The organism is Streptomyces sp. NPDC050164 (genome assembly GCF_044459945.1).
Lineage (GTDB): Bacteria > Actinomycetota > Actinomycetes > Streptomycetales > Streptomycetaceae > Streptomyces > Streptomyces coeruleorubidus_A.
In genome coordinates, this window is record NZ_JBITJK010000003.1 from 62,940 (window position 1) to 84,475 (window position 21,536).

Annotated in this window: 19 protein-coding genes and 1 pseudogene; 12 read left to right on the forward strand and 8 right to left on the reverse strand. The window is 71.4% G+C overall.

Going from position 1 to position 21,536, the window contains the following annotated elements; translation table 11 throughout:
• Window positions 1-162 precede the first annotated feature (162 nt).
• From ACIBNA_RS05650 to ACIBNA_RS05665, 4 genes are read left to right on the forward strand one after another with little or no spacing between them, the layout of a single operon-like run.
• On the forward strand, window positions 163-1,704 hold the full coding sequence (locus ACIBNA_RS05650) for an ABC transporter substrate-binding protein (RefSeq protein ID WP_399163986.1): 1,542 nt from the start codon (window positions 163-165) through the stop codon (window positions 1,702-1,704).
• 13 nt (window positions 1,705-1,717) lie between these two features.
• The gene (locus ACIBNA_RS05655; RefSeq protein ID WP_399163987.1) at window positions 1,718-2,644 is read left to right on the forward strand and encodes an ABC transporter permease; all 927 of its coding nucleotides are present in this window, start codon (window positions 1,718-1,720) and stop codon (window positions 2,642-2,644) included.
• A 14-nt stretch (window positions 2,645-2,658) separates the two neighbouring features.
• Complete coding sequence (locus ACIBNA_RS05660) at window positions 2,659-4,668, forward strand: dipeptide/oligopeptide/nickel ABC transporter permease/ATP-binding protein (RefSeq protein WP_399163988.1); 2,010 nt, start codon at window positions 2,659-2,661, stop codon at window positions 4,666-4,668.
• Window positions 4,661-5,662: an ABC transporter ATP-binding protein gene (locus ACIBNA_RS05665; RefSeq protein ID WP_399163989.1), complete on the forward strand. Its 1,002-nt coding sequence runs from the start codon at window positions 4,661-4,663 to the stop codon at window positions 5,660-5,662. Before ACIBNA_RS05660 ends, ACIBNA_RS05665 begins: the two co-directional genes overlap by 8 nt.
• 103 nt (window positions 5,663-5,765) lie before the next feature.
• Here ACIBNA_RS05665 and ACIBNA_RS05670 read toward each other — a convergent pair whose 3' ends face one another.
• Together ACIBNA_RS05670 and ACIBNA_RS05675 are read right to left on the reverse strand one after the other, a co-directional pair.
• Window positions 5,766-5,939, reverse strand: a complete 174-nt coding sequence (locus ACIBNA_RS05670; protein WP_279542922.1) for a CsbD family protein — start codon at window positions 5,937-5,939, stop codon at window positions 5,766-5,768.
• Between the two features lie 91 nt (window positions 5,940-6,030).
• A complete protein-coding gene (locus ACIBNA_RS05675) occupies window positions 6,031-6,681 on the reverse strand; it encodes an FMN-dependent NADH-azoreductase (protein ID WP_399163990.1) in 651 nt (216 codons plus the stop codon).
• A gap of 125 nt (window positions 6,682-6,806) precedes the next feature.
• Between ACIBNA_RS05675 and ACIBNA_RS05680 the strand changes: the two genes are divergently transcribed.
• Entirely contained in the window at window positions 6,807-7,184 is a 378-nt protein-coding gene (locus ACIBNA_RS05680) for a winged helix-turn-helix transcriptional regulator (protein ID WP_399163991.1), read from the forward strand.
• A 42-nt stretch (window positions 7,185-7,226) separates the two neighbouring features.
• On the opposite strand, the gene ACIBNA_RS05685 is transcribed toward ACIBNA_RS05680, so the two are convergent.
• Window positions 7,227-7,850 carry a TetR/AcrR family transcriptional regulator gene (locus ACIBNA_RS05685; RefSeq protein WP_399163992.1) on the reverse strand — a complete coding sequence of 208 codons (624 nt, stop codon included), beginning with the start codon at window positions 7,848-7,850 and terminating at the stop codon, window positions 7,227-7,229.
• 48 nt (window positions 7,851-7,898) lie between these two features.
• On the opposite strand from ACIBNA_RS05685, the gene ACIBNA_RS05690 reads away from it, so the two are divergent.
• Window positions 7,899-8,597, forward strand: a complete 699-nt coding sequence (locus ACIBNA_RS05690; protein WP_399163993.1) for a 2-oxoglutarate/malate transporter — start codon at window positions 7,899-7,901, stop codon at window positions 8,595-8,597.
• Between the two features lie 46 nt (window positions 8,598-8,643).
• Here ACIBNA_RS05690 and ACIBNA_RS05695 read toward each other — a convergent pair.
• A pseudogene (locus ACIBNA_RS05695) lies at window positions 8,644-10,325 on the reverse strand (hypothetical protein).
• Window positions 10,326-10,569: 244 nt separating this feature from the next.
• On the opposite strand from ACIBNA_RS05695, the gene ACIBNA_RS05700 reads away from it, so the two are divergent.
• Together ACIBNA_RS05700 and ACIBNA_RS05705 are read left to right on the forward strand one after the other, a co-directional pair.
• Window positions 10,570-10,824 (forward strand): hypothetical protein, encoded by a 255-nt coding sequence (locus ACIBNA_RS05700; protein ID WP_399163994.1) that lies wholly within the window; start codon window positions 10,570-10,572, stop codon window positions 10,822-10,824.
• The gene (locus tag ACIBNA_RS05705) at window positions 10,821-12,200 is read left to right on the forward strand and encodes a GH1 family beta-glucosidase (protein ID WP_399163995.1); all 1,380 of its coding nucleotides are present in this window, start codon (window positions 10,821-10,823) and stop codon (window positions 12,198-12,200) included. Before ACIBNA_RS05700 ends, ACIBNA_RS05705 begins: the two co-directional genes overlap by 4 nt.
• 9 nt (window positions 12,201-12,209) lie before the next feature.
• Here ACIBNA_RS05705 and ACIBNA_RS05710 read toward each other — a convergent pair whose 3' ends face one another.
• Together ACIBNA_RS05710 and ACIBNA_RS05715 are read right to left on the reverse strand one after the other, a co-directional pair.
• Window positions 12,210-12,701 carry a hypothetical protein gene (locus ACIBNA_RS05710; protein WP_399163996.1) on the reverse strand — a complete coding sequence of 164 codons (492 nt, stop codon included), beginning with the start codon at window positions 12,699-12,701 and terminating at the stop codon, window positions 12,210-12,212.
• Window positions 12,698-14,914, reverse strand: coding sequence for a molybdopterin oxidoreductase family protein (locus ACIBNA_RS05715; protein WP_399163997.1), 2,217 nt, complete (start codon window positions 14,912-14,914; stop codon window positions 12,698-12,700). Before ACIBNA_RS05715 ends, ACIBNA_RS05710 begins: the two co-directional genes overlap by 4 nt.
• A 240-nt stretch (window positions 14,915-15,154) precedes the next feature.
• On the opposite strand from ACIBNA_RS05715, the gene ACIBNA_RS05720 reads away from it, so the two are divergent.
• On the forward strand, window positions 15,155-15,982 hold the full coding sequence (locus tag ACIBNA_RS05720; protein ID WP_399163998.1) for an SAM-dependent methyltransferase: 828 nt from the start codon (window positions 15,155-15,157) through the stop codon (window positions 15,980-15,982).
• Between the two features lie 60 nt (window positions 15,983-16,042).
• Here ACIBNA_RS05720 and ACIBNA_RS05725 read toward each other — a convergent pair whose 3' ends face one another.
• Together ACIBNA_RS05725 and ACIBNA_RS05730 are read right to left on the reverse strand one after the other, a co-directional pair.
• Window positions 16,043-16,957 carry a helix-turn-helix domain-containing protein gene (locus tag ACIBNA_RS05725; RefSeq protein WP_399163999.1) on the reverse strand — a complete coding sequence of 305 codons (915 nt, stop codon included), beginning with the start codon at window positions 16,955-16,957 and terminating at the stop codon, window positions 16,043-16,045.
• Window positions 16,958-17,079: 122 nt separating this feature from the next.
• Window positions 17,080-17,310 carry a DUF397 domain-containing protein gene (locus ACIBNA_RS05730; RefSeq protein ID WP_399164000.1) on the reverse strand — a complete coding sequence of 77 codons (231 nt, stop codon included), beginning with the start codon at window positions 17,308-17,310 and terminating at the stop codon, window positions 17,080-17,082.
• Window positions 17,311-17,479: 169 nt separating this feature from the next.
• On the opposite strand from ACIBNA_RS05730, the gene ACIBNA_RS05735 reads away from it, so the two are divergent.
• The 3 genes from ACIBNA_RS05735 (at window position 17,480) to ACIBNA_RS05745 (ending at window position 21,532) form a co-directional block, all read left to right on the forward strand.
• Entirely contained in the window at window positions 17,480-18,064 is a 585-nt protein-coding gene (locus ACIBNA_RS05735; protein ID WP_399164001.1) for an ATP-binding protein, read from the forward strand.
• A gap of 28 nt (window positions 18,065-18,092) precedes the next feature.
• Entirely contained in the window at window positions 18,093-18,638 is a 546-nt protein-coding gene (locus ACIBNA_RS05740) for a hypothetical protein (RefSeq protein ID WP_399164002.1), read from the forward strand.
• A 149-nt stretch (window positions 18,639-18,787) separates the two neighbouring features.
• Window positions 18,788-21,532, forward strand: coding sequence for a SpoIIE family protein phosphatase (locus ACIBNA_RS05745; protein ID WP_399164003.1), 2,745 nt, complete (start codon window positions 18,788-18,790; stop codon window positions 21,530-21,532).
• The last annotated feature ends 4 nt before the right edge of the window (window positions 21,533-21,536 follow it).

Genomic DNA, 21,536 nt, shown 5'->3' on the forward strand with positions numbered 1-21,536 from the left:
TTTTAGGACGGCAATCAACACGTCAAGAGATGCGACGAGTTGGGAACCGACGCACACCCCTTGACGCGCTCCGCCTCACCAGCCCAATAATGACCGTCGACCTATCGTCCACATATCTAAACGACGTTCTCTGTTGTGTACGCGAGCGAACGCGGAGGCGCAGTGACCGGTTCAGGCTTATCCCGCAGTCGTCCGATCGTCGCGTCCCTCGCCGTCCTGCTCGCCGCCTCCGGCTGCTCGGTGGCCGGTGCCGACCCCATCGGAGGCGGTCCGGACACGCTGCGCATCGTCCTGCCCGAGGAACCGCCGACGCTCGAACCCTGTGACGCCTCGCTGACCGCGACGGGCCGAGTGACACGAGCCAACATCACGGAGGCGCTCACCGAGCGCGAACCGTCCACCGGACGCCTGGAACCCGCCCTCGCCACCAAGTGGACCCGCGATTCGGCCACTTCGTGGACCTTCACCCTCCGCAGCGGTGTCACCTTCCACGACGGTTCGCCGTTCACGGCGGCCGCGGCCGCGTTCTCCGTCAAGCGCGCCACGGACTCGGGGATCGACTGCAACGTCGACGGCTATATCTTCGCCGACAGCGAGCTCACCGCCACGCCCGTCGACGACACCACGCTCCGCATCACCACGGCGAAGCCCGACCCGATCCTGCCGCTGCGCCTGTCGTTCGTCGAGATCGTGCCGACGAGCACCGACCCCGACTCCCGCGTGCGCGAGCCGGTCGGCACGGGGCCCTACCGGATCGACGAGTGGAACCAGGGCCGGTACCTGCGGCTCAAGCGCTTCCCCGGCTACTGGGGCAAGACCCCCGACTTCGCCGCCGCCACCTATGTCTGGCGCGCCGAGGGCAGTGTGCGCGCGGCGATGGTGACGAACAACGAGGCGGATGTCGCGATCGGGCTCGCGCCGGAGGACGGGGCGGGCGACCGGGCCGTCGAGTTCGCCACCAACGAGGTCTCGTACCTGCGGATGGACGCCACCAAGCCGCCCCTCGACGACATCCGGATCCGACAGGCCGTCAACTACGCCATCGACCGGGAGGGGCTGGTCACCGCGGTCTTCGCCGGCCGGCCCAGCGGCCAGCTCGTGTCGAAGGGCGTCACCGGCCACAACCCGCGTATCCGGCCGTGGCCCTACGACCCGGAACGCGCCCGGGAACTCGTTGCCGAGGCCCGCACCGACGGAGTACGGACCGACACCACGCTCACCATCATCGGCCGCAACGGCATCTACCCGAAGGCCGCCGAGGCGATGGAGGTCGTCCAGGACGGCCTGATCAAGGCCGGGTTGAAGGTGAGGATCAAGATGCTCGACGTCAACGCCTGGCTGGAGTACCTGCTGCGCCCCTTCCCCGCCGGCGACACCGGCCCCACCCTGCTCCAGGCACAGCACGGCAACCAGGCGGGGGACGCCGCGTTCACGATGGCGCAGATCTACGGCAGCGAGGGCGCCCAGAGCAGCTACGGCACCGACGCGCTCGACACGCTCATCGAACAGGCCGAGCTCGCCTCGGGCGGGAAACGGCAGCAGGCGTTCGCGGACGCGTTCGCCCACCAGAACGACAAGGTCGTACGGGACGCAGTCATGGCCAACATGACCGGCCTGCTGGCCCTCTCCCCCAAGGTCCGCTACCGGCCCGACTCCGCCACCAACGACGAGATGCGACTCGCCGACATGCGGCGCGCGGACTGAGGGAGGACGTCACATGCTGACCCTGCTGCGCCGCCGCGCGGTCTCCAGCGTCGTCCCACTGCTCGTGGTGGTCCTCGGCGTGTTCTTCCTGGCCCGCCTCACCGGCGACCCCGCCAACCTGTATCTGCCGCTGAGCGCGACGCCCGAGATGCGGGCCGAGTTCGCCGCCCGCAACGGCCTGGACGACCCGCTGATCAGCCAGTTCGGCGACTATCTCGCCCAGGTCGCCCACCTCGACTTCGGCGAGTCGCTGCGCACCGCCCAGCCGGCCGCCGAGGCCGTCCTGCGGGCCTTCCCCGCCACTCTCCAACTCGCCGGCTGGACGATGCTGCTCGCCATCGTGGGCGCCGTGGTCATCGGCAGCCTGGCGGCCTACCGACCGAACTCGGCGACCGACCGGATCGCGAGCTTCCTGTCCTCCACGGCGGCCAGCGTCCCCGACTTCTGGATCGCCATCATGGGCGTGCTGGTCTTCGCGGTCACGCTGGGCTGGCTGCCCACCTCCGGCACGAGCGGCGCGGCGGCGTGGGTGCTGCCCGTGGCCACGCTGCTGATCCGCCCGTTCGGCGTGCTGGTGCAGGTGGTGCGGGGCGCCATGGTCTCCGCGCTGTCCGCCCCGTACGTGAAGGTCGCGCGCGCCAAGGGGGCCTCCGAGCCCCGGGTGGTCTTCGGGCACGCCCTGCGCAACGCGGCCGCACCGGCGCTGACCGTCGCGGGCGATCTGGCCGTGGGGCTGGTCAACGGCGCCGTCGTCGTCGAGACGATCTTCGGCTGGCCCGGCATCGGCAAGCTCATGATCGACTCGGTGCTCCAGCGCGACTTCGCGGTGCTTCAGGCGGCGGTGCTCCTGACCGCCCTGGCGATCTTCGCCCTCAACATCCTGGTGGACCTCTGCCACGCGCTTCTCGACCCGCGGGTACGGCAGCGGGCGGCGGCATGAGCCAAGGACGGGACATGCTTCAGAAAGCCACATCCGAGACGGGCGCTGCGACCGTACGGCGCCGGTGGTTCGCCCTGCTGCTCCGGGACCGGTTCGCCTGCGCGGCGGCCCTCGTCCTGGTCCTGGTCGCGCTGTGCGCCGTCCTGGGGCCGTTGCTGGCCGGGGACCTGGCGACCCGTCAGAACCTGCGCGCTCCGGGCCGGCCTCCCTTCGGTCTCGACCACGGCTGGGCCTTCGTCCTCGGCAGCGACTCCCTCGGCCGGCCCGTCGCCGCGCGGCTGCTGACCGCGGCCGGGACGACACTGGCCGTGGCGGTGCCGGCCGTGCTGTGCTCGCTGGTCGTCGGCTCGGTGTGGGGCATGTGGGCGGGGTATCACGGTGGTTGGCGCGAGAACGTGTCACTGCGGGTGGCCGACGTGATCCTCAGCTTCCCCTCCCTGCTGCTGGCCGTGGTGGTGCTGTACGTCTTCTCGCCGAGTGCGGCGAGCATCGTGCTGGTGCTGGCCGTCGCCCGGATCCCGGTGTATCTGCGCACGGCCCGGGCCGAGGCGGCGGAGTTGCGCAGCCGGCTGTTCGTGGACGCGGCCCGTACGTTCGGCACGGGCAGCTGGGCGGCCATCCGGCGGCATGTCGCGCCGAGTGTGCTGCCGACGCTGCTCACCGTCGCCGCGCTCGACTTCTGCTTCGTGATGCTGGCCGAGTCGTCGCTGAGCTTCCTGGGCATCGGCATCCAACCGCCCGACGTCAGCTGGGGGTTGATGGTGGCCCAGGGGCGGCAGGAGTTGCAGAGCGCGTGGTGGATCGCGCTCTTCCCGGGGCTCGCGATCGTCCTCACGACCGTCTCGGCGACCGTTCTCGCCTCCTGGGCCCGGATGACGACCGACCCGGGGCAGCGGTGGCGGGAGGGGGTCCGGCGCAGTGGCTGGCGTTCGCAGTGGTCGCGCGGGGCGAGCGCGGACTCGGCAACTCGTGACGGTGCCGTCGCCGGCCCGGACACGACCGCTGCTCCCGGCGGCAGCCGTCCCGCCGGCACCGAACGGCCCGCGGCGGCCGATGTCCTGGTCGTGGACGACCTGTCCGTCGACGTCCACACCCCCGCCGGACCCGTCCACGTCGTCCGCCGGGTCGGATTCTCCGTGCGGTCGGGCGAGACGCTGGCGCTGCTGGGCGAGTCGGGCTGCGGCAAGAGCATGACCGCACACGCCGTCGCCGGCCTGCTCGACCCGGTCGCGGAGGTGGTGGGCGGGCAGGTACGCCTCGACGGCGAGGACCTGCTCGGGCTCGGAGCACGGGCCAGACGCCGGCTGGCCGGCCCCGGTGTCGCCATGGTCTTCCAGGACGCGCTCAGCGCGCTCAACCCCGTCCTCACGGTCGGCACCCAGCTCGCCGAGCCGTTCCGCATCCACGAGGGCCTGTCCCGGCGCGTGGCGAAGGCCAGGGCGGTGGAGCTGATGGAACGCGTGGGCATTCCGGAGGCCCGCTCCCGGGCGGACGCCTACCCGCACCAGTTCTCGGGAGGGATGCGCCAGCGCCTCCTGATCGCGACGGCGGTCGCCCTGCGGCCGAGGGTCCTGATCGCCGACGAGCCCACGACGGCACTGGACGTCACCGTGCAGGCGCAGATCATGGACCTCCTCGGCGAGTTGCGCGGCGAACAGCAAACGGCGCTCGTCCTCATCACGCACGACCTCGGGCTCGCCGCCGAGCACGCGGACCGGGTCGCCGTCATGTACGCGGGGACGGTGGTGGAGACCGGACCGGTCGCCGAGGTGTTCGGCAAACCTCATCACCCCTACACCCGAGGCCTGTTGGCGTCGGTACCGGCCGAGCGGCACCGGGGCTCCCGCCTGAGCTCCATCCCGGGGAGCCCACCGGACCCGGCTGCGGTGCCGGCGGGCTGTGCCTTCCGTACGCGCTGTCCCATGGCCCGGGAGCGTTGTGCCACCCACCGTCCGGCGCTGACCGGCACCGGAGCCGGCCGGGCCGCCGCCTGCCACTTCGGGAAGGAACTGGCCGATGCCTGAGCACGGGGCACTGCTGGAGGCCACCGGCCTGGCCAAGAGCTTCACGGTCCGCAAGACCGTGCGAGGCGGCACGTGGCTGCGGGCACTGGACGGGGTGGACCTGACGCTGGCGCGCGGGGAGACCCTGGGTCTGGTCGGCGAATCCGGGTGTGGCAAGTCCACGCTGGCCAGGGTCCTCCTGCGGCTGGAGCAGCCCGACGCGGGCACCGTGCGGTACGCGGGAGTCGACCCCTTCACGTTGTCGGGTGCGGAGCTGCTCGACTGGCGCCGGAAGGTGCAGATGGTGTTCCAGGACCCGTTCGGTTCGCTCAACCCCCGTCTGTGCGCGGCGGATCTGATCGGCGAGCCCTGGCTGACCCACCGCGGCCTCGTACCCGCCTCCAAGCGGGCGGCCCGCGTGGCCGAACTGCTGGAGATGGTCGGCCTGCGCGCGTCGGACGCGAGCCGTCACCCGCACGAGTTCTCCGGAGGACAGCGGCAGCGGATCGGGATCGCCCGTGCCCTGGCGCTGGAGCCGGAGGTGATCGTCTGCGACGAACCCGTCTCCGCGCTGGATCTGTCGGTGCAGGCGCAGGTGCTCAACCTCCTGTGCGACCTGCGGGACGAGCTGGGCCTGTCGTACGTGTTCATCTCGCACGACCTGTCCGTGGTGCGGCACCTCGCCGACCGGGTCGCCGTGATGTACCTGGGCAAGATCGTGGAGACGGGCCCGACGGAGGAGGTCTTCGAGCGGCCGCGCCACCCGTACACGGAGGCGCTGCTGTCGGCGGCGCCCTCCCCCGTGGCCGGCGGCGGACGCACACGGCAGCGCATCCTGCTCGCTGGTGAGATTCCCTCACCGGCCGACCCGCCGTCCGGATGCCGGTTCCGGACGCGGTGCCGGCAGGTGCGGGACCTGTGCGCCGAGGCGGTGCCCGCGCCTCCGCCGCGGGGACCGGTCCACGGCGCGGCATGCCATTTCCCTCTGGAGGAGACACCCGCGGCCAGGGCTTGAGCTGCGACTGGTGTGTCGCGGGATGGGGCACCACGAGGTCGCCGACGGGCGCGTGAAGAGGGGCCCTGCCTCCGCGGCAGGGCCCCTCTTCACGCGGCGCTCGTCAGTGCTTGAAAACGTCCTTGGCCTTCTCCTTGGCCTGCCGCGCGTCGCCCTTCGACTGCTTCGTCCGGCCCTCGGCCTCCAGCCGCTCGTTACCCACCGCCCGGCCGACCGTCTCCTTGGCCTTTCCCTTGGCCTGCTCGGCTTTCGCCTTGGCCTTCTTCTCTCCAGCCACGATTCGTTCACTCCCAGCCGTGTCCGACGTCGGGGTCACGGTCCGGGTGGCCTCTGAGCGCCAGTCCAAACATGCCGGGCGGGCCCGGGCGTCAGGCGGCCAGGCGCTCGGCGACTTCCTTGGCCTTGGCGGCGGCGTCCTGGTGGGCACGCTCGCGGGAGGCCTCGAAGAGCGGCACCAGCTCGGCCATCGCCGGGTTGTGCGGAGCCATGGTGAGCTCCGGGACGATGAAGTGGAGGTCCATGCCGAGGGCATCGGCAAGGACAACCGTCAGGTAGTTCTGGACGTACTCGTATCCCTCGCGGGGCGTGCCCGGCGCGTAGGAGCCGGCACGGCTGGCGACGATGGTGACCGGGACGGCCTTGGCCGACTGCGTCTCGCCCGCCGTGCGGCCCATCAGGACGACGTGGTCCAGCCAGGCCTTCAGGGTCGACGGGATCGAGTAGTTGTACATCGGGGCGCCGATCAGCACGGCGTCCGCCCGCTCCAGCTCCTCGATGAGCCGCGCGCGCTCGGCGAAGGCGGCCGCCTGTTCCGGGCTGTGGTCCGTGGGATCCACGAAGCCGGCGGTGTGCGCGTCGGCCGTCAGGTGCGGTACGGGGTTCGTGGCGAGGTCCCGGTAGATCACCGTGCCGTCGGCGTGCTGCTCGTCCCATGTCCTTCGGAAGGCGGCCGTCACAGAGCGGGACGCGGAAGCGCCGTCGGGAAACACGGAGGAGTCGATGTGCAGCAGCGTGGCCATGAGTGTCTCCAAGGGGACGGCGGGCCCGAGGCGGTCGCCGTGGGCTGAGTTTTTGCACTCGACTACCTTTAACACAGCTACTTACTTTTTTTCACCCCCAAACGTCAGGGTAGTACCCTCAAGGCATGGCGGAAGCACAGGAGCAGACACACGAGAGGGCAGCGTGCAAGCGGGTGGACGACGGCATCAGCCGCGTCTTCCAACTGCTGGGCAAGCGCTGGACCGGTCCGATCGTGTCCGTGCTCGTGAGTGGGCATGCGTACTTCGCCGACCTGCGCCGGGCGATCCCTGGCATCAGCGAGCGCATGCTCTCCGACCGGCTCAGCGAACTCGCCCTCGCGGGACTCCTGGTGCGCGAGGTCGACGAGGGCCCGCCGCTGCGGGTTTCGTACCGGCTGACGGAGGCCGGGGCCGCGCTGGAGCCCGCCCTGAGGGAGCTGGCACTGTGGGCCAAGACCCATCTGCCGGAAGGCTCACCGTGCACGACGGCAACGCGCACCTGAGGGCCCCGGCGATGCCATGACCGGAACCGCCGGCACCCTGCATCAGGCCAGGAGTTCGCGCACCAGCACCCCGCACCACCACTGTTCCACCCGGTCGGCCGACCACCCGCGCTCACCGGTCAGCACGGTGTAGACGTCGATGTTGCAGAGTGCCGCATAGACGTCGACCGCGGACGGCACGTCGAGGCCGGAGCGCAGGACGCCGGCCGGCCAGGAGGAGAAGACCTCCACCCGGGTCTGGTCACCGCGGACGCGGCTGTCGTGGTAGAGCGTGGCCAGTTCGGGTTCGGAGCGGCCCGCTTCCCGCACGAGCGCGATGACGTCGCCGGCCCGCTCGTACAACCGCCGGTCGTACCCGGCCATGGCCGCGAGCTGCCGGGCGGGGTCCGTGGGTGACTCCAGCTCGGCGACCAGCTGCGGCACATCGGCCGACAGATCGGCCGCGTCGGCCAGCGCGCGGGTCAGTCCCGTCTTGTTCCCGTACACCGCGTAGACGGTCGGCACGGACACCCCCGCTTCGCGCGCCACGTCCCGCACCGTCGTGGCCGTCCACCCGTGGGAGACGAACAGCTCCAGCGCGGCGCGGGCGATCTCCGCGCGGGTCTGCTGCGCCTGCGCCGTACGGCGCAACGAGTCGTACCGCCGCCGCACCGGCTCCGCACTCATGCACCAGCCCCTTCCCGCCATTCACTTAACGCTACCTATAATCAATATATGTTACGTAAACAGTCGGGGGCTGCCCCGGTCGCCATGGGTTTCGCCCGGGTCAGCGGTCTCGCCGCCCTCGGCTTCGCCTTCCTCATCGTCGCCGGGAACGTGCTCCTGGTCCCGGCCGGTCTGCCGCGCACCGGCGCCGGCATCGGGGAGGTGGACGGGTTCTTCCGCGCGCACCCGGACCTGGTCGGCCTGGGCTCCGCGCTCACCCCAGCGGCCTGGATCCTGGCCACGTTGTTCGGGGCAGGCGCGGTCCGTGTGCTGTGGCAGTCCGAGCGGGACCGGGGTGAGGCATGGGCCCTGCTCGGGTTCGCCGGACTCGTCCTTCAGAACGCCGTCTTCGCCGGGGTCATCGCGATCCGGCTGGCGCTCGCGTCGACGGCCGCGGACGGGGTCGGCGCCGACACGAGCCTCTGGGCGCTGCACGACGCCCTGTTCACCCTCAACGGCACCTTCCTGGCGCTCGCGCTCGTCGGCCTGTCCGTCGGCGGCCTGCGCGCCGGGCTGATCCAGCCGTGGCACGGCAGATGGGGGCTGGTGGCGGCGGCGTTGCTGTTCGGTTCGTCCGTGCTCGCCCCGCTGGTCATCGACCACACCGGCCTGCTCGGCCTCGTCGGCTGGCTGATGTGGGTGGTGTGGATCGTCGTGTACGGCGTCGTCCTGATGCGTCGGGCACCGCAGTCGCCAACGGCACGTTGAGCGGCGTCCGTTCGGTCCATGTGGTCCAGTCGGGTGGGCTGACGCGTCAGTGGCAGCACCCGTCAGCCGGCTCGGGACCGGACGCCGTGTTCAGGCGGCAGAAGCAGGACGCCTGGATCGGGACGTCGGCCAGCGCGGTCGCCATCTTGAGCTGCTGGGCCACCAGGGCCGCCTCGGCGGTCCTGCCCGTCCGGAGCAGGCACTCGTGGAAGCCGTGCAGGGACCAGACGTTGCCCGGGTGCTGGAGGGGACGGGGCAGGGTCGCGTCGAGGCCGAGGTCCGCGCGGTAGACCGCCTCGGCCTCCGCCACCCGGCCCTGCTCCAGCAGCAGCGCGCCGTAGGCGTGGCGGGTGGGCTGCATCCAGCCCCAGGGCTCGTCGTAGGGGAGGCCGTCGTCCAGCTCGATCGACCGCTCCAGGGCGGCGAAGGCGAGGTCGTGGTTGCCCCTGCGGTATTCGAGCTCTCCGTCGAGCATGGCAGCCGCGACGGCGAGGATGTCGCGGCAGGTGTTGTTGAACAGCATCCGCGTCTCGGGCACCCGGCTCACCGCCGCGCGGAAGAGTTCGCGCTCGGCCTGCGCCCGGCCGACCTCGCCGGTGGCCGAGAGGGCGACGCCCCGGGCGTAGTGCCACATGGCGGTGGTCACCGCGTACAGCTCCTGGTCGGCGGGCGCGGGCAGGGCGAGGATGTCGGGCCAGCGGCCGAAGCGGATCAGTACGTGGACGCGCATGGCGAGGAAGCCTTCGAGCCAGTCGGCCATCGGGGGGCTCTGCACGCGGAGCAGTTCTTCGGGGATGGCGGCTTCCAGCTGAGCGGCGGTGTCGAGGGCGACCTGTGCCTGGGCGAGGAACATGGCCCCGTAGATCTTGAAGTGGTAGTTGTGCACCCGGTAGAGGGTGTAGAAGTTCATCGCGCCGGCCCGCCGGTGGAACTTCTCGTCGGCGGCGATCGCGTCACTGTTGGCCGCGACGACCCGGCGGTAGTCGCCGCACAGGACGTCGAGGTGCGAGGGCATGTGATGCAGGTGCCCGGCGTCGGGCACGATGCCGCGCAGCCGGTCGGCGACGGTGAGGGCCTGCTCCGGTGTCGGGGACATCTCCATCAGGTGGATGTACAGGTGCTGCACCCCGGGGTGCAGCGCACCGGCGTCGGTCCCGAGCGCACGTTCCAGCACGGCCTTGGCCTCCGAGGTCCGTGCGCCCTCGGCCGGCTGCCCGGTCGTCAGGTCCCACAGCTGCCAGGGGTGAGGTTCATCAGCGCGTCGGCGTGCAGGGCGGCGATGTCCGGGTCGTCGGGCGCCAGTTCGTAGACCGCGCGCATCGCGTCCGCGTAGGGCTCGTTCCACACCGAGCAGTCCTCGACGGCCTCCGGCTGCGGGTAACGGGCCCGCAGCGCGCCGACGAGGGCCTGCTCCACCGGTGTGGCGTGAACGGCTTTGTCGTGGGCCCGTTCGACCGCGTTGTGCGTGCGTTCGACGGTCCGCACCAGTTCTTCGTCGTCGAAGAACTCCCAGGGTTTGTTGTAGTTCGGGCCGAGCGCGTAGGCGATACCCCAGTACGCCATCGCACACTCCGGGTCCGCCTCGGCGGCCTTTTCGAAGCAGGCGGCGGCTTCCTCGTGGTGGAAGGCGTACGTCCACACCAGGCCGCGGTCGAACCAGAGTTGGGCCTCGGCGGAGGACGTGGTGACGGGACGGCTGTGCGTGCCGAGGTCGTAATAGTCGCCCATGGGTTTCTCCTGGGAAAGCGGCCGGGAGCCGTGAGAATAGCGGTTGCGGACACGCCCTCAATCACCGGCGAATTCTCGTATTTCCATATTCTCGGTTCGGATTTCGACAGGGTGCGCCGATGCTGCTTCCCGCGTACTGGATACCGAGGCACTCGTCCCGGCCGGACCGGAAGACGGCCGCGTGCTGCGACCGGCTGCTGGGCACGGCGCTTGATCAAGCGCCGTCACCGGCGGAATCTGGCCGATGTTCTACGCGGTCCTGGACCGTGAGCGCCACCCGGGGACGGTCACGTGCGACGCGTGCGTCCGCGTCTGTGACGCCGCCGGGCGGCTCAGCGTACCGGTGAAGCCGCTCGCCCGGCTCGTCGTGCACCCCGGCGACTTCCCCTTCCTCGATCAGGTGCACGGGCACGACGACGTGCTCGAAGCGCGCGTCGCCGCCGATCCCGGTGGTTTCCCCTGGTTCGAGGAGCCGGGGCGGGCATCTTTGAGAACATGACTGACTTCCCGAGCTTTCCGCCCGGCTTCGTGTTCGGGGCCGCGACCGCCTCATATCAGATCGAGGGGGCGGTGCAGGAGGACGGACGCGGACCGTCCATCTGGGACACCTACAGCCGCACCCCCGGCCTGGTGGCGAACGGCGACACCGGTGACGTCGCCTGCGACCACTACCACCGCTATCCGCAGGACGTGGCACTGCTGCGGGAGCTGGGTGTGGACTCCTACCGGTTCTCGATCGCCTGGCCACGCATCGTCCCGGACGGGTCCGGCCCGGTGAACCCCAAGGGCCTGGACTTCTACTCACGACTGGTCGACGAACTCCTGGCGGCCGGCATCGAGCCCGCCGCCACGCTCTACCACTGGGATCTGCCGCAGGCCCTGGAGGACGGTGGCGGCTGGCGGGTGCGGGAGACCGCCGAGCGGTTCGGCGAATACGCGGCCGTCGTCGCCGGGCACCTGGGCGACCGGGTGCCGCGCTGGATCACCCTCAACGAGCCGTGGTGCAGCGCCTTCCTCGGCTACTCCGTCGGCCGGCACGCCCCGGGCGCCCGCGAGGGCCGGGGCGCGCTGGCCGCCGCGCATCACCTGCTCGTCGGGCACGGCCTGGCCGTACGCGCGTTGCGGGCGGCCGGCGTACGCGAGGTGGGCGTCACCCTCAACCTCGACCACAACCTCCCCGCCACCGACTCCCCCGCCGACCGGGCGGCCGTCACCCGCGCCGACACGCAGCACAACCTGGTGTGGACCGAGCCGATCCTGGCGGGCCGCTACCCGGCCACCGAGGAGGACACCTGGGGCGAGCTGATCACCGGTCAGGACTTCCGGCAGGGCGGCGACCTGGAGCTGATCTCCCAGCCGCTGGACTTCCTCGGCATCAACTACTACCGACCGATCGTCGTGGCAGACGCCCCGTACCGCGAGAGCGACCCGGCGCAGCGGGTGGCGACCGACAACCGTTACGCGGAGGTGCCCATGCCCGGCGTGCGGCGCACCGCCATGGGCTGGGCCGTGGCCCCCGACACCTTCACCGATCTGCTCGTGGGGCTCGAGGAGCGGTACGGCGACGCCTTGCCGCCCCTCCACATCACCGAGAACGGCTCGGCGGAGGACGACGGGGTGAGCCCCGACGGGGCCGTGCACGACAGCGACCGGGTCGCCTATCTGCGCGACCATCTCACCGCGCTGCGGGCCGCGATGGACGCCGGCGTGGACGTCCGGGGCTACTACGTGTGGTCCCTCCTCGACAACTTCGAGTGGGCCTTCGGCTACGACAAGCGCTTCGGGATCGTCCGCGTCGACTACGCCACGCAGCAGCGGACGCCGAAGGACAGCTACCACTGGTACCGGTCGATGATCGCCGCGCGGCGGCGGTGACGGCCCGGGTCAGACGCTGGTCAGGAGCTGCGGTGCCAGGATCTTGATCATGGTGTTGGTCCAGCGGAGCTGCCGGAGCGTCTGCGGGTGGCAGTCGGTGACCAGCGCCAGGAGCCGCTCGTCCCGGGTGGCCTGCGCCGCCTGGGCGAGCATCTCCCAGTGGAGGGAGTTCCGCGCGGCCGCCAGGCGCAGATCGCGCAGGTCGTGCAGGAGGAGCAGGCCGGTCCCGGGGCGCCGGCCGAGGGCTTCCGACGCCTTCTCCCGGAGCGCGGCGAGCGCGCCGGGCGACGGGTTTCCGCGCGGGCCGGACAGGTCGAGGCCGTGTTCACGGCCCGCTTCCGCGAGGCGGGCGGCGTGCTCGCGTGACCAGCGGGCGACGTCGAGGGCGACATGGTGGAACTCGTGGTCGGTGTGGTGCCGTGCGGCGGCGGCCAGCAGATCCTGCTCCAGGTCGCGTTCGCCGTCGTGCAGGAGACGGAGGGTGGTGCCGATGCCGGTCATGTGCTGCTCCCCGCCGTCCCGGTCCGGGCGCCGGGCTCGCTCGCGCGCCGCGCGACGAGGGTGACCCGCGCCGCGCCGGTCTTGAACAGGGGCTGTGTGGAGACCGGGTCCCAGTCGGTGACGGTGGTCTCGTTGGCGGCGCGGCCCGGGCCGTCATCGGGCGGGCGGTGGCCCGCCGGGGTGTCCCAGTAGCCGTAGTGGAAGGGCAGGAACACCATGCCGTCGCGGATCGCGGTGGTGCGCAGCCGGGCCCGCACCGACCCGCGCGGGGTCGTGACCTGTACCAGGTCGCCGTCGGCGAGCCCCTGGGCGGACGCCTCGGCGGGCGAGATCTCCGCCCAGACGTCCGGCGCGGCGGCGTTCAGCTCGGGGGCGCGGGCGGTCTTCGTACGGGTGTGGAAGTGGTACACGGTCCGGCCGGTGATCAGCTGAAGGGGGAAGTCGGCCGAGGCGTCCTCGTGGGGCGGCAGGTACTCCGCGGCTTTGATGACCGCCTTGCCGTCCGGGTTGAGGGACCGGTACTCCACGGGCTCCACGCTCGCCCCGGTGACCATGTCCTTGCCGTAGCTCTCGCAGGTGTCGGGGTGGGCGTAGGCGATGCCGTCGGTGTAGAGGCGCGCGGTGCCGTCGGGGGCCTGTGCGCTGCACCGCTGCCAGGCCGCGAACGCCGACTCGGGGTCGTGCCAGGTGATCAGCGGCCCGTCGTCCTTGTCCCGGAAGTCCATGCGGGCGGCGAAGTCGAGGAGGACGTCCAGGTCGGCCCTGGCCTCGCCGGGCGGTTCGACGGCCTTCTCGGACAGGTGCACGGTGCGGTCGGCGTTGGTGAGGGTGCCGGTCTTCTCGCCCCAGGTCGCCGCGGGCAGAACGACGTCGGCGAGCTGCGCGGTCTCGGTGAGGAACAGGTCCTGCGCGACCACGAACAGCCGTTCCTGGGCGAGGACCGACCGGATGCGCGACAGCTCGGGCAGGGACACGGTCGGGTTGGTGCCGGTGATCCACAGCATCCGGACCGAGCCCTGCTCGGCGTACCTGAAGATCTGCATCGCGTGGGTGGGCGGCGCGTAGTGCGGGATCGTCTCGGGGTTCACGTTCCACACGGCGGCCAGTTCGGCCACGTGCCCGTCGTTCTGCCAGTTGCGGAAGCCCGGCAGGTCGCCGTCCGCGCCGCACTCGCGGGTGTTCTGGGCACTGGGCTGCCCGTTCATCTGGAGCAGTCCACGGCCGGACAGCAGCCGCTCGGCGGTGCCGAGGATCTCCGCCGCCCGCTCGATCCGCGCGGCGGGCACGTCGCAGATCCCGGCCGCCCACCGGGGCGTGCACTCCTCGACCGCGGCCGCGAGCTCCTCGAAGCCGACGGTGTGCGCGTCGACATAGGCCCGGTCGACACGGCCGGTGCGGATGATCTCGTGCAGCAGCGCGTTGAGCAGCGCGACGTTGGTGCCCGCGCGCGGGGCCAGGTGGACGTCGGCGCGCCGGGCGACATGCGTGTACCGCGGATCCACGCACACCAGCCGGGGCGGGTCACCTCCCTCCAGGCGGTCCAGGAGCCGCATCCACAGGACCGTCTGTGTCTCGGCCATGTTGTGCCCGAACAGGGCGACGGTGTCGGCGTGGTCGATGTCCTCGTACGAGCCGGGCTGCCCGTCGCAGCCGAAGGTTTCCTTGAGCGCCTCGGCGGCGGTCGCCGTGCACAGCCGGGTGTTGCCGTCCAGGTGGTTGGTGTCGATGCCGGCGCGGGCCAGGGCGGCCAGCGTGTAGTACTCCTCCAGGAACAGCAGTCCGGTGGTGTAGAAGCCGATCGAGCCCGGACCTTTGTCGTCCAGGAGGTGCCGGGTCCGGGCGGTGATCCGGCCCATGGCGGTGTCCCAGTCGGACTCCACCAGCCGGCCCTGCTCACGGACGAGGGGCCTGGTGAGCCGGTCCGCGGAGGCGTTGGCCTGCCAGCCGTAGAGGTCCTTGGGGCCCAGGCGCCCGCGGTTCACCCGGTCCGCGGCCCGGCCGCGCACTCCCACGATGCGGCCCTCGCGGACCGCGATGTCCATCGCGTCGCCGTTGGAGTGCAGCAGCGAGGCGGACTGCACCCACCGCTCGACGTCCTGCTCGGCTGTTCCGGCCCCCAGATGCGTGTCCGTCCGGGACGGCCAGGGCGTGCCGGAGTCGTACGGGGTACGCGCACCCCAAGGATCCGCGATCCGGTCGGCCGAGGTGTCCACGGTCCCACCTCCCACAGGAGAAACGTCCCCTGGTGGGTACCCCGCGGTGACCACCGAAGCCTCCGGTGACGGAGCGTACACAGGGATGCCACAGGGCGCACACTGCGTCGCGAGAGACGATCATCCGGTCGTTCGATCGTGGGCACCTTCGCCACTGGGCTGGCAGCTCCCAACTCCCGCTCCCTAGGATGTACTTCCTGTCCCGCCAGTCCGTTGGCGCGGCACCACGCAGGGGGAACGATGCATTCCGAGAAGCAGTTGTCCACCGAGATCGACGCGAACGTGCCGACGGCAGCGCGCATGTACGACTACTATCTGGGCGGCAAGGACAACTACGCGGCCGACCGAGCCGCGTGCGAGGAACTCGACAAGGTCGTGCCCAGCACGCGCCGCCTCGCGCTGAACAACCGGCGCTTCCTCCAGCGGGTCGTGCGGACCCTCTCCGAGCAGTACGGCATCCGGCAGTACCTCGACCACGGATCAGGCCTGCCGACGCAGGACAACGTGCACCAGGTCGCCCAGCGCATCGACCCGACGACCCACGTGGTGTACGTCGACAACGACCCGATGGTGCTGGTCCACGGCCGTGCGCTGCTGGAGCAGGACGAGCGCACGAGCGTCATCCACGCGGACATGCGCGCGACCGACCTGATCTTCGACCACCCCGACACCAAGCGGCTGATCGACTTCTCCGAGCCGGTGTGCGTGCTCTTCAACTCGGTGTTCCACTGCATCCCGGACAGCGACACCGACGGGCCGCTCGCGGTGGCCCGCCGGGTGCGGGAGCGGCTCGCGCCCGGCAGTTTCATGGTGATGTGCCAGCTGGTCAGCGAGGACCCCGAGGTCCGTGACTTCGTCACGAACTTCATGGACCAGGCGACCCAGGGACACTGGGGCCGCGTGCGCGAGGAGAAGGACGTCGCCACGTACTTCGAGGATCTCCAGATCCTGGAGCCGGGGCTGGTGGAGGTGTCCACTTGGCGTCCGGACACCGAGGTGGCGCCCCGTCAGCTCACCCGCGAGTGGATCGAGTTCGGCGGCGTGGGCCGGGTTCCCCTGGAGAAGTGACTCAGGTGCGAGAAGTGCCTCGCGCGGGACGCCGGTCGTCCCGCGCGAGGCATTCGAGCGTCACGGGTAGCGCTGCTCCATCGTCGTGCGCAGCAGTTCCAGGGAGTCACGAGGCTTGAGCGCCTCGTCCGCGAGGCGGTCCAGCGCGACCCGGTACTCCTCCGTCTCGTCGAGGTCCTCGAGGAAGTTCGCGCTCTTGATGTGCTCCAGGTAGACCACGTCGGGGAGATCGAGACCGCCGAAGCGCAGATAGGTGACCGGGATGGCCGGCGCCGAGGCGTTCGTGACGTTCAGCGGGACGATCTGCAACGTCACGTTGGGGCGTTCGGCCATCTCGACGAGGTGCGCGAGCTGCTCCCGCATGACCTCCGTGCTACCCAGGACGCGCAGCAGCACGGACTCGTCCATGACCGCCCACAGCTGCGGGGCGTCCGGACGGAACAGCAACTGCGCCCGGCGCCGACGGAGTTCGACGCGCCGCTCCACCTCGCCGGTCGGTGCGTTCGGCAGCCCCCGCTCCACCACGGCCCGGGTGTAGGCGGGTGTCTGCAACAGGCCGGGCACGTACTGGATCTCGAAGGTACGGATGGTGGCGGCGGCCTCCTGGAGTCCGACCAGACGGTCGAACCACTCGGGCATCAGCCGCTTGTCGTACCGCTGCCACCAGCCTGGCTCGCCGGCACGCTGCAACAGCTTGAGCAGCACCGAGGCCTCGTAGTCGTCTGTGCCGTACAGCCGGAGCAGCGCGCGAACGTCGTTCTCCGTCGGCGGGCGGCGGCCCTTGCCGGACTCGATGCGGGACAGCTTCGCGGCGCTGAAACCGACAGCGCGCGCCGCCTGGTCCTGGGCGAGCCCGGCGTCCTCACGGAAGCCTGCCAGCTGCACACCGACCAGCATCTTCAGCAGAGTCGGCGCCGGCTCGGGCCTGTCCAGATAGGGTTCCAGACGGGAGATGCGATGCGACGCGGCGGACATCCTGACTCCCAGCAGACCGACACAAGGGCGACTCACACTATCGCACTTCGCCGGGCGTCCCCGCATTCCTCGAAGAAGCCCCACGGAAGTGGGGAGTTGAGCTCCACATCACCATGTGAGCTTCACAGCAGGTGGTCGAACTCGCCGTCCTTCGCCCCGGCCAGGAACGCCGCCACCTCCGCCGCCGTGTAGACGAGCGCGGGCCCGTCGGGGTCACGGGAGTTGCGCATCGCGATCCCGCCGTCGACGAGAGGGGCGACTTCGACGCAGTTGCCCTCGGCGTTGCTGTGCCGGCTCTTGATCCAGCAGGCGCCCAATGAGCTTGCCTGCACTCCGTTCTGCACTGGTGGCACCGCGGTCTCCTTGCTGTTCTCGTTCGTGTCCCGGCTCGAGTACCCAACGCGGCTTGATTTTCACGCAATTTCTCGTGCAATTGCACGGGAGCGCCGTCAGCGTGGATAATAGCCGCGGCGTCAACCCCTTTACTGACGCCGCGTCCTGACCTCGCATCGGGGAGATGCCGTGTCATCAGCTGCGCAGCACGTGCTCCGGCCGCCGAACGGGGCCGCGGCGCACGCGGGCGCACCCGGCACGAGCACCGGATTCCCGCCCGGCCCGCGCACGGTGACGTCGTACGAGACGACGCCGTACGGGACTCCGCCCCCGATGCCGGAGACGATGCCGCAGCCCTCCGGTGCCCTGTCCGCCTCGGCCGCCCTGCGCGTCGAGTGCAGCAGGGAGGGGTTCGCGCGCGCCCGGTCCTTCACCCGCGACACGCTGCATGTCTGGTCGCTCGACCACCGCTGCGACGACACGACCCTCGTCATCACCGAACTCACCGCCAACGCCGCGACGCACGCGGCGCCGGGTACGACGGGTCCGCCGGAGATCCGGCTCGGATTCCTCCTGAACCCCACCCACCTGCTGGTCACCGTCTCCGACCCCGACGACCACCCGCCCGTCTACGCCCCCGCCGGCTCCGCCCTGCAGGAGCACGGCAGGGGCCTGTGCATCGTCGAGGCCCTGTCCGAGGAGTGGGGCTGGACCCCCTGCCCTCCGGCGGGCAAGACGGTCTGGGCCAGGTTGTCGACCCGTCCACCCATCTGACACGACTGCCGCGGAAAGGCCCCACGCCATGCGCAGCGCTTCGACGGAACACCCGAGCAGCGAGCGCCCACAGCGCCCCGACGCCCCGTCCGGGGTGGCCGGGAACACGCCGCTCACGGCCCTGGACCGCGTGCCCTGGGGCGACATCCAGGACTCCACCGGTCCGGCGGCGGCCATTCCCCTCCTGCTCAACGGCATCGCCTGGGGTGACGCCGACACCGCCCGCTCCGCACTCGACGACCTGCGCAAACGAATCTGCCAGTTCGGCTTCGTCGTGGAGCAGGCGACGGCGGCCACGGTTCCCTTCCTGTGGGAGCTGGCGAAGCTGCCGCAGGTGACCTGTCGCGCCCAGATCATCCAGTTGCTCAAGAACATCGCCGACGCCCGGCAGTGGGAGAGCACCGCCGCCGTCTATCCGAAGCTGCTGAACCGCCGGGAGAACCCGGTGGTGTGGGAGCGTGCGGCGCGCCAGGCGGTGCGGGCCCGGCGCGACGAGCTCGGCCGGCTGATGGCGGACGAGGACACGGAGATCGCCCGGGCCACGACCGAGCTCGCCCGCTCCCTGGCCACCTGAGGCCGCGTCTCCAGTCCGTGCCTGACCCCGGGCCGGACACGGTGCGCGGGTGTCCCGGGCGCCGGGAGACGTGACGAAACGGTGAGGGCCCCCTGTCACCATGGGTGATGCCCCTCGCCTCGCGCGGCCGGGCAGTGTAGACATGGCGCATGGTGCGACTCTTGGGTCGATCCGGAACTCGATCGCCCCTGCGGCCCGGCGCTGCGCCGCCCGAACGGCAGCGGCGGGAGTCGGGCCCGTCGCGGTGGCATCCGGTGGCGGGGCTGCGGTCGGTGCTGGGCGGACGCAGCGTCGCCGCACAGGTGTTCCTGCTCGTCGTCGTGATCGTGCTGCTGCTGGTGGTGGCAGCCGTGGTGGCGCTGGTCCTGCAAGTGCGGCACGACACGACCCAGGAGGCCCGCAACCGTTCGCTCGCCGTCGCGGAGACCTTCGCCAACGCGCCCGGCACGATCGAGGCGCTGGAGAGTCCCGACCCCACCGCGGTGCTCCAGCCGCGTGCCGAGGCCGCCCGTGAGCAGTCGAAGGTCGACTTCATCGTCGTCATGAGCACCGACGGGATCCGCTACACCCACCCCAAGCCGGACCGCATCGGGAAGAAGTTCGTCGGGACGCTCGAGCCCGCGCTGGCCGGGAGGTCGGTGACCGAGCAGATCACCGGCACGATCGGCCCCCTCGTGCAGGCCGTGGTGCCGGTGAAAGCTCCGGACGGCCAGGTCGTCGGCCTGGTGTCGGCCGGGATCACCACGGCCAACGTCGGTGGCACCGCCGATCGTCAGCTGCCGCTCCTCCTGTCCGCCGCCGCGGCGGCGCTCGTCCTGGCGACGGCGGGCGCCGCGCTGGTGAGCAGGCGGCTGCTGCGCCAGACCCACGGGCTCGGGCCGCACGAGATGACCCGGATGTACGAACATCACGACGCCGTCCTGCACGCCGTCCGCGAGGGCGTGCTCATCGTCGACGACGAGGGCACCCTGCTGCTCGCCAACGACGAGGCCCACCGGCTGCTCGCACTGCCCGCCGACGCCGAGGGCCGGCACGTGCTCAGCCTGGGGCTCGACCCCGGCACCGCCGAGCTGCTGGCCTCCGGGCGCGTCGCCACCGACGAGGTGCATCTCGTCGGGGACCGGCTGCTGGCCGTGAACCAGCGCACCACGGACCGTGCGGGCGTCCCGCCCGGCAGTGTCGCCACGCTCCGCGACTCCACCGAGCTGCGTGCCCTGTCCGGCCGGGCCGAGACCGCGCGGGAACGGCTCAACATGCTGTACGACGCCGGGGTGGGCATCGGCACGAGCCTGGACGTGACCCGTACGGCCGAGGAGCTGACCGAGCTGGCGGTGCCCCGGTTCGCCGACTTCGCCACCGTGGACCTGTTCGACGCGGTGCTGAGCGGCGGGCAGCCGGACGCGGCGGCCGCGCTCAGCCGTACGGCGCTGAGCGGGGTCCGCAAGGACCGCAAGGACGCTCCGCTCTACCCCGTCGGCGAGCGGATCAGGTTCGTCGAGTCCTCTCCGCAGGGCCGCAGCCTCGGCACCGGCCGCCCCGTCCTGGAACCCCGGCTGAGCGGGGCCCCCGGCTGGCAGGCGCAGGACCTCGAGCGCTCCGCGCAGATCGTGGAGTACGGCATCCACTCCCTGATCACCGTGCCGCTGCGGGCCGGCTCTCTGGTGCTGGGCGTGGTCAGCTTCTGGCGCCACGAGAAGCCGGAACCCTTCGACACGGACGAGTTGGCCCTGGCGGAGGAGCTGGTCGCACGGGCCGCCGTCTCCATCGACAACGCGCGCCGCTACACCCGCGAGCACAGCATGGCGGTGACGCTCCAGCGCAGCCTGCTCCCCCGGAACCTGCCCGAGCAGGACGCCCTGGACATCGCCTACCGTTATCTGCCCGCGCAGGCCGGGGTGGGCGGCGACTGGTTCGACGTGCTGCCGCTGTCGGGGGCCCGGGTGGCGCTCGTGGTCGGGGACGTCGTCGGCCACGGGCTGCACGCCGCGGCCACCATGGGACGGCTGCGCACCGCGGTGCACAACTTCTCCGCCCTCGACCTCCCGCCCGACGAACTCATAGCCCTCCTGGACGAGCTGGTCGGCCGTATCGACCAGGACGAGACGGAGGAGGAGGGCAGCGCCCCGGTCACCGGTGCGACCTGTCTGTACGCCGTGTACGACCCGGTCTCCCGGCGCTGCACCGTCGCACGGGCCGGGCACCCCCCGCCGGCGCTGATCCATCCCGACGGCAGTGTCGAGTTCCCCGACGTGCCCGCCGGTCCCCCGCTCGGGCTCGGCGGTCTGCCGTTCGAGACGGCGGAGCTGGAGCTGGCGGAGGGCAGCCGGCTCGTCCTCTACACCGACGGGCTGGTCGAGGACCGCGAGCGGGACATCGACGTCGGGCTGGACATGCTGCGCGAGGCGCTGAGCCGGTCCGGTCAGTCCCCCGAGGCCACCTGCCGGACCGTCCTCGACTCGCGGCTCACGGCCCGCTCCAGCGACGACATCGCCCTGCTCGTCGCGCGCACCCGGGCGCTCGCCGCCGACCAGGTCGCCGAGTGGCCGGTGCCGGCCGACCCGGCGGCGGTGGGCAAGGTGCGGGCGGCGGTGACCCGGCAGCTGGCCGAGTGGGGGCTGGACGAGCTGACGTTCACCACGGAGCTGATCCTGAGCGAGCTGGTCACCAACGCGCTCCGGTACGGCGGCGGCCCCATCCACGTCCGGGTGCTGCGCGACCGCAACCTGATATGCGAGGTGTTCGACAGCAGCAGTACATCGCCGCATCTGCGGTACGCGACGATGACGGACGAGGGCGGGCGGGGGCTGTTCCTGGTCGCGCAGCTCGCCGAGCGCTGGGGGACGCGCTATCTGCCCGCCGGGAAGGTGATCTGGGCGGAGCAGCCGTTGCCGTGAGCGG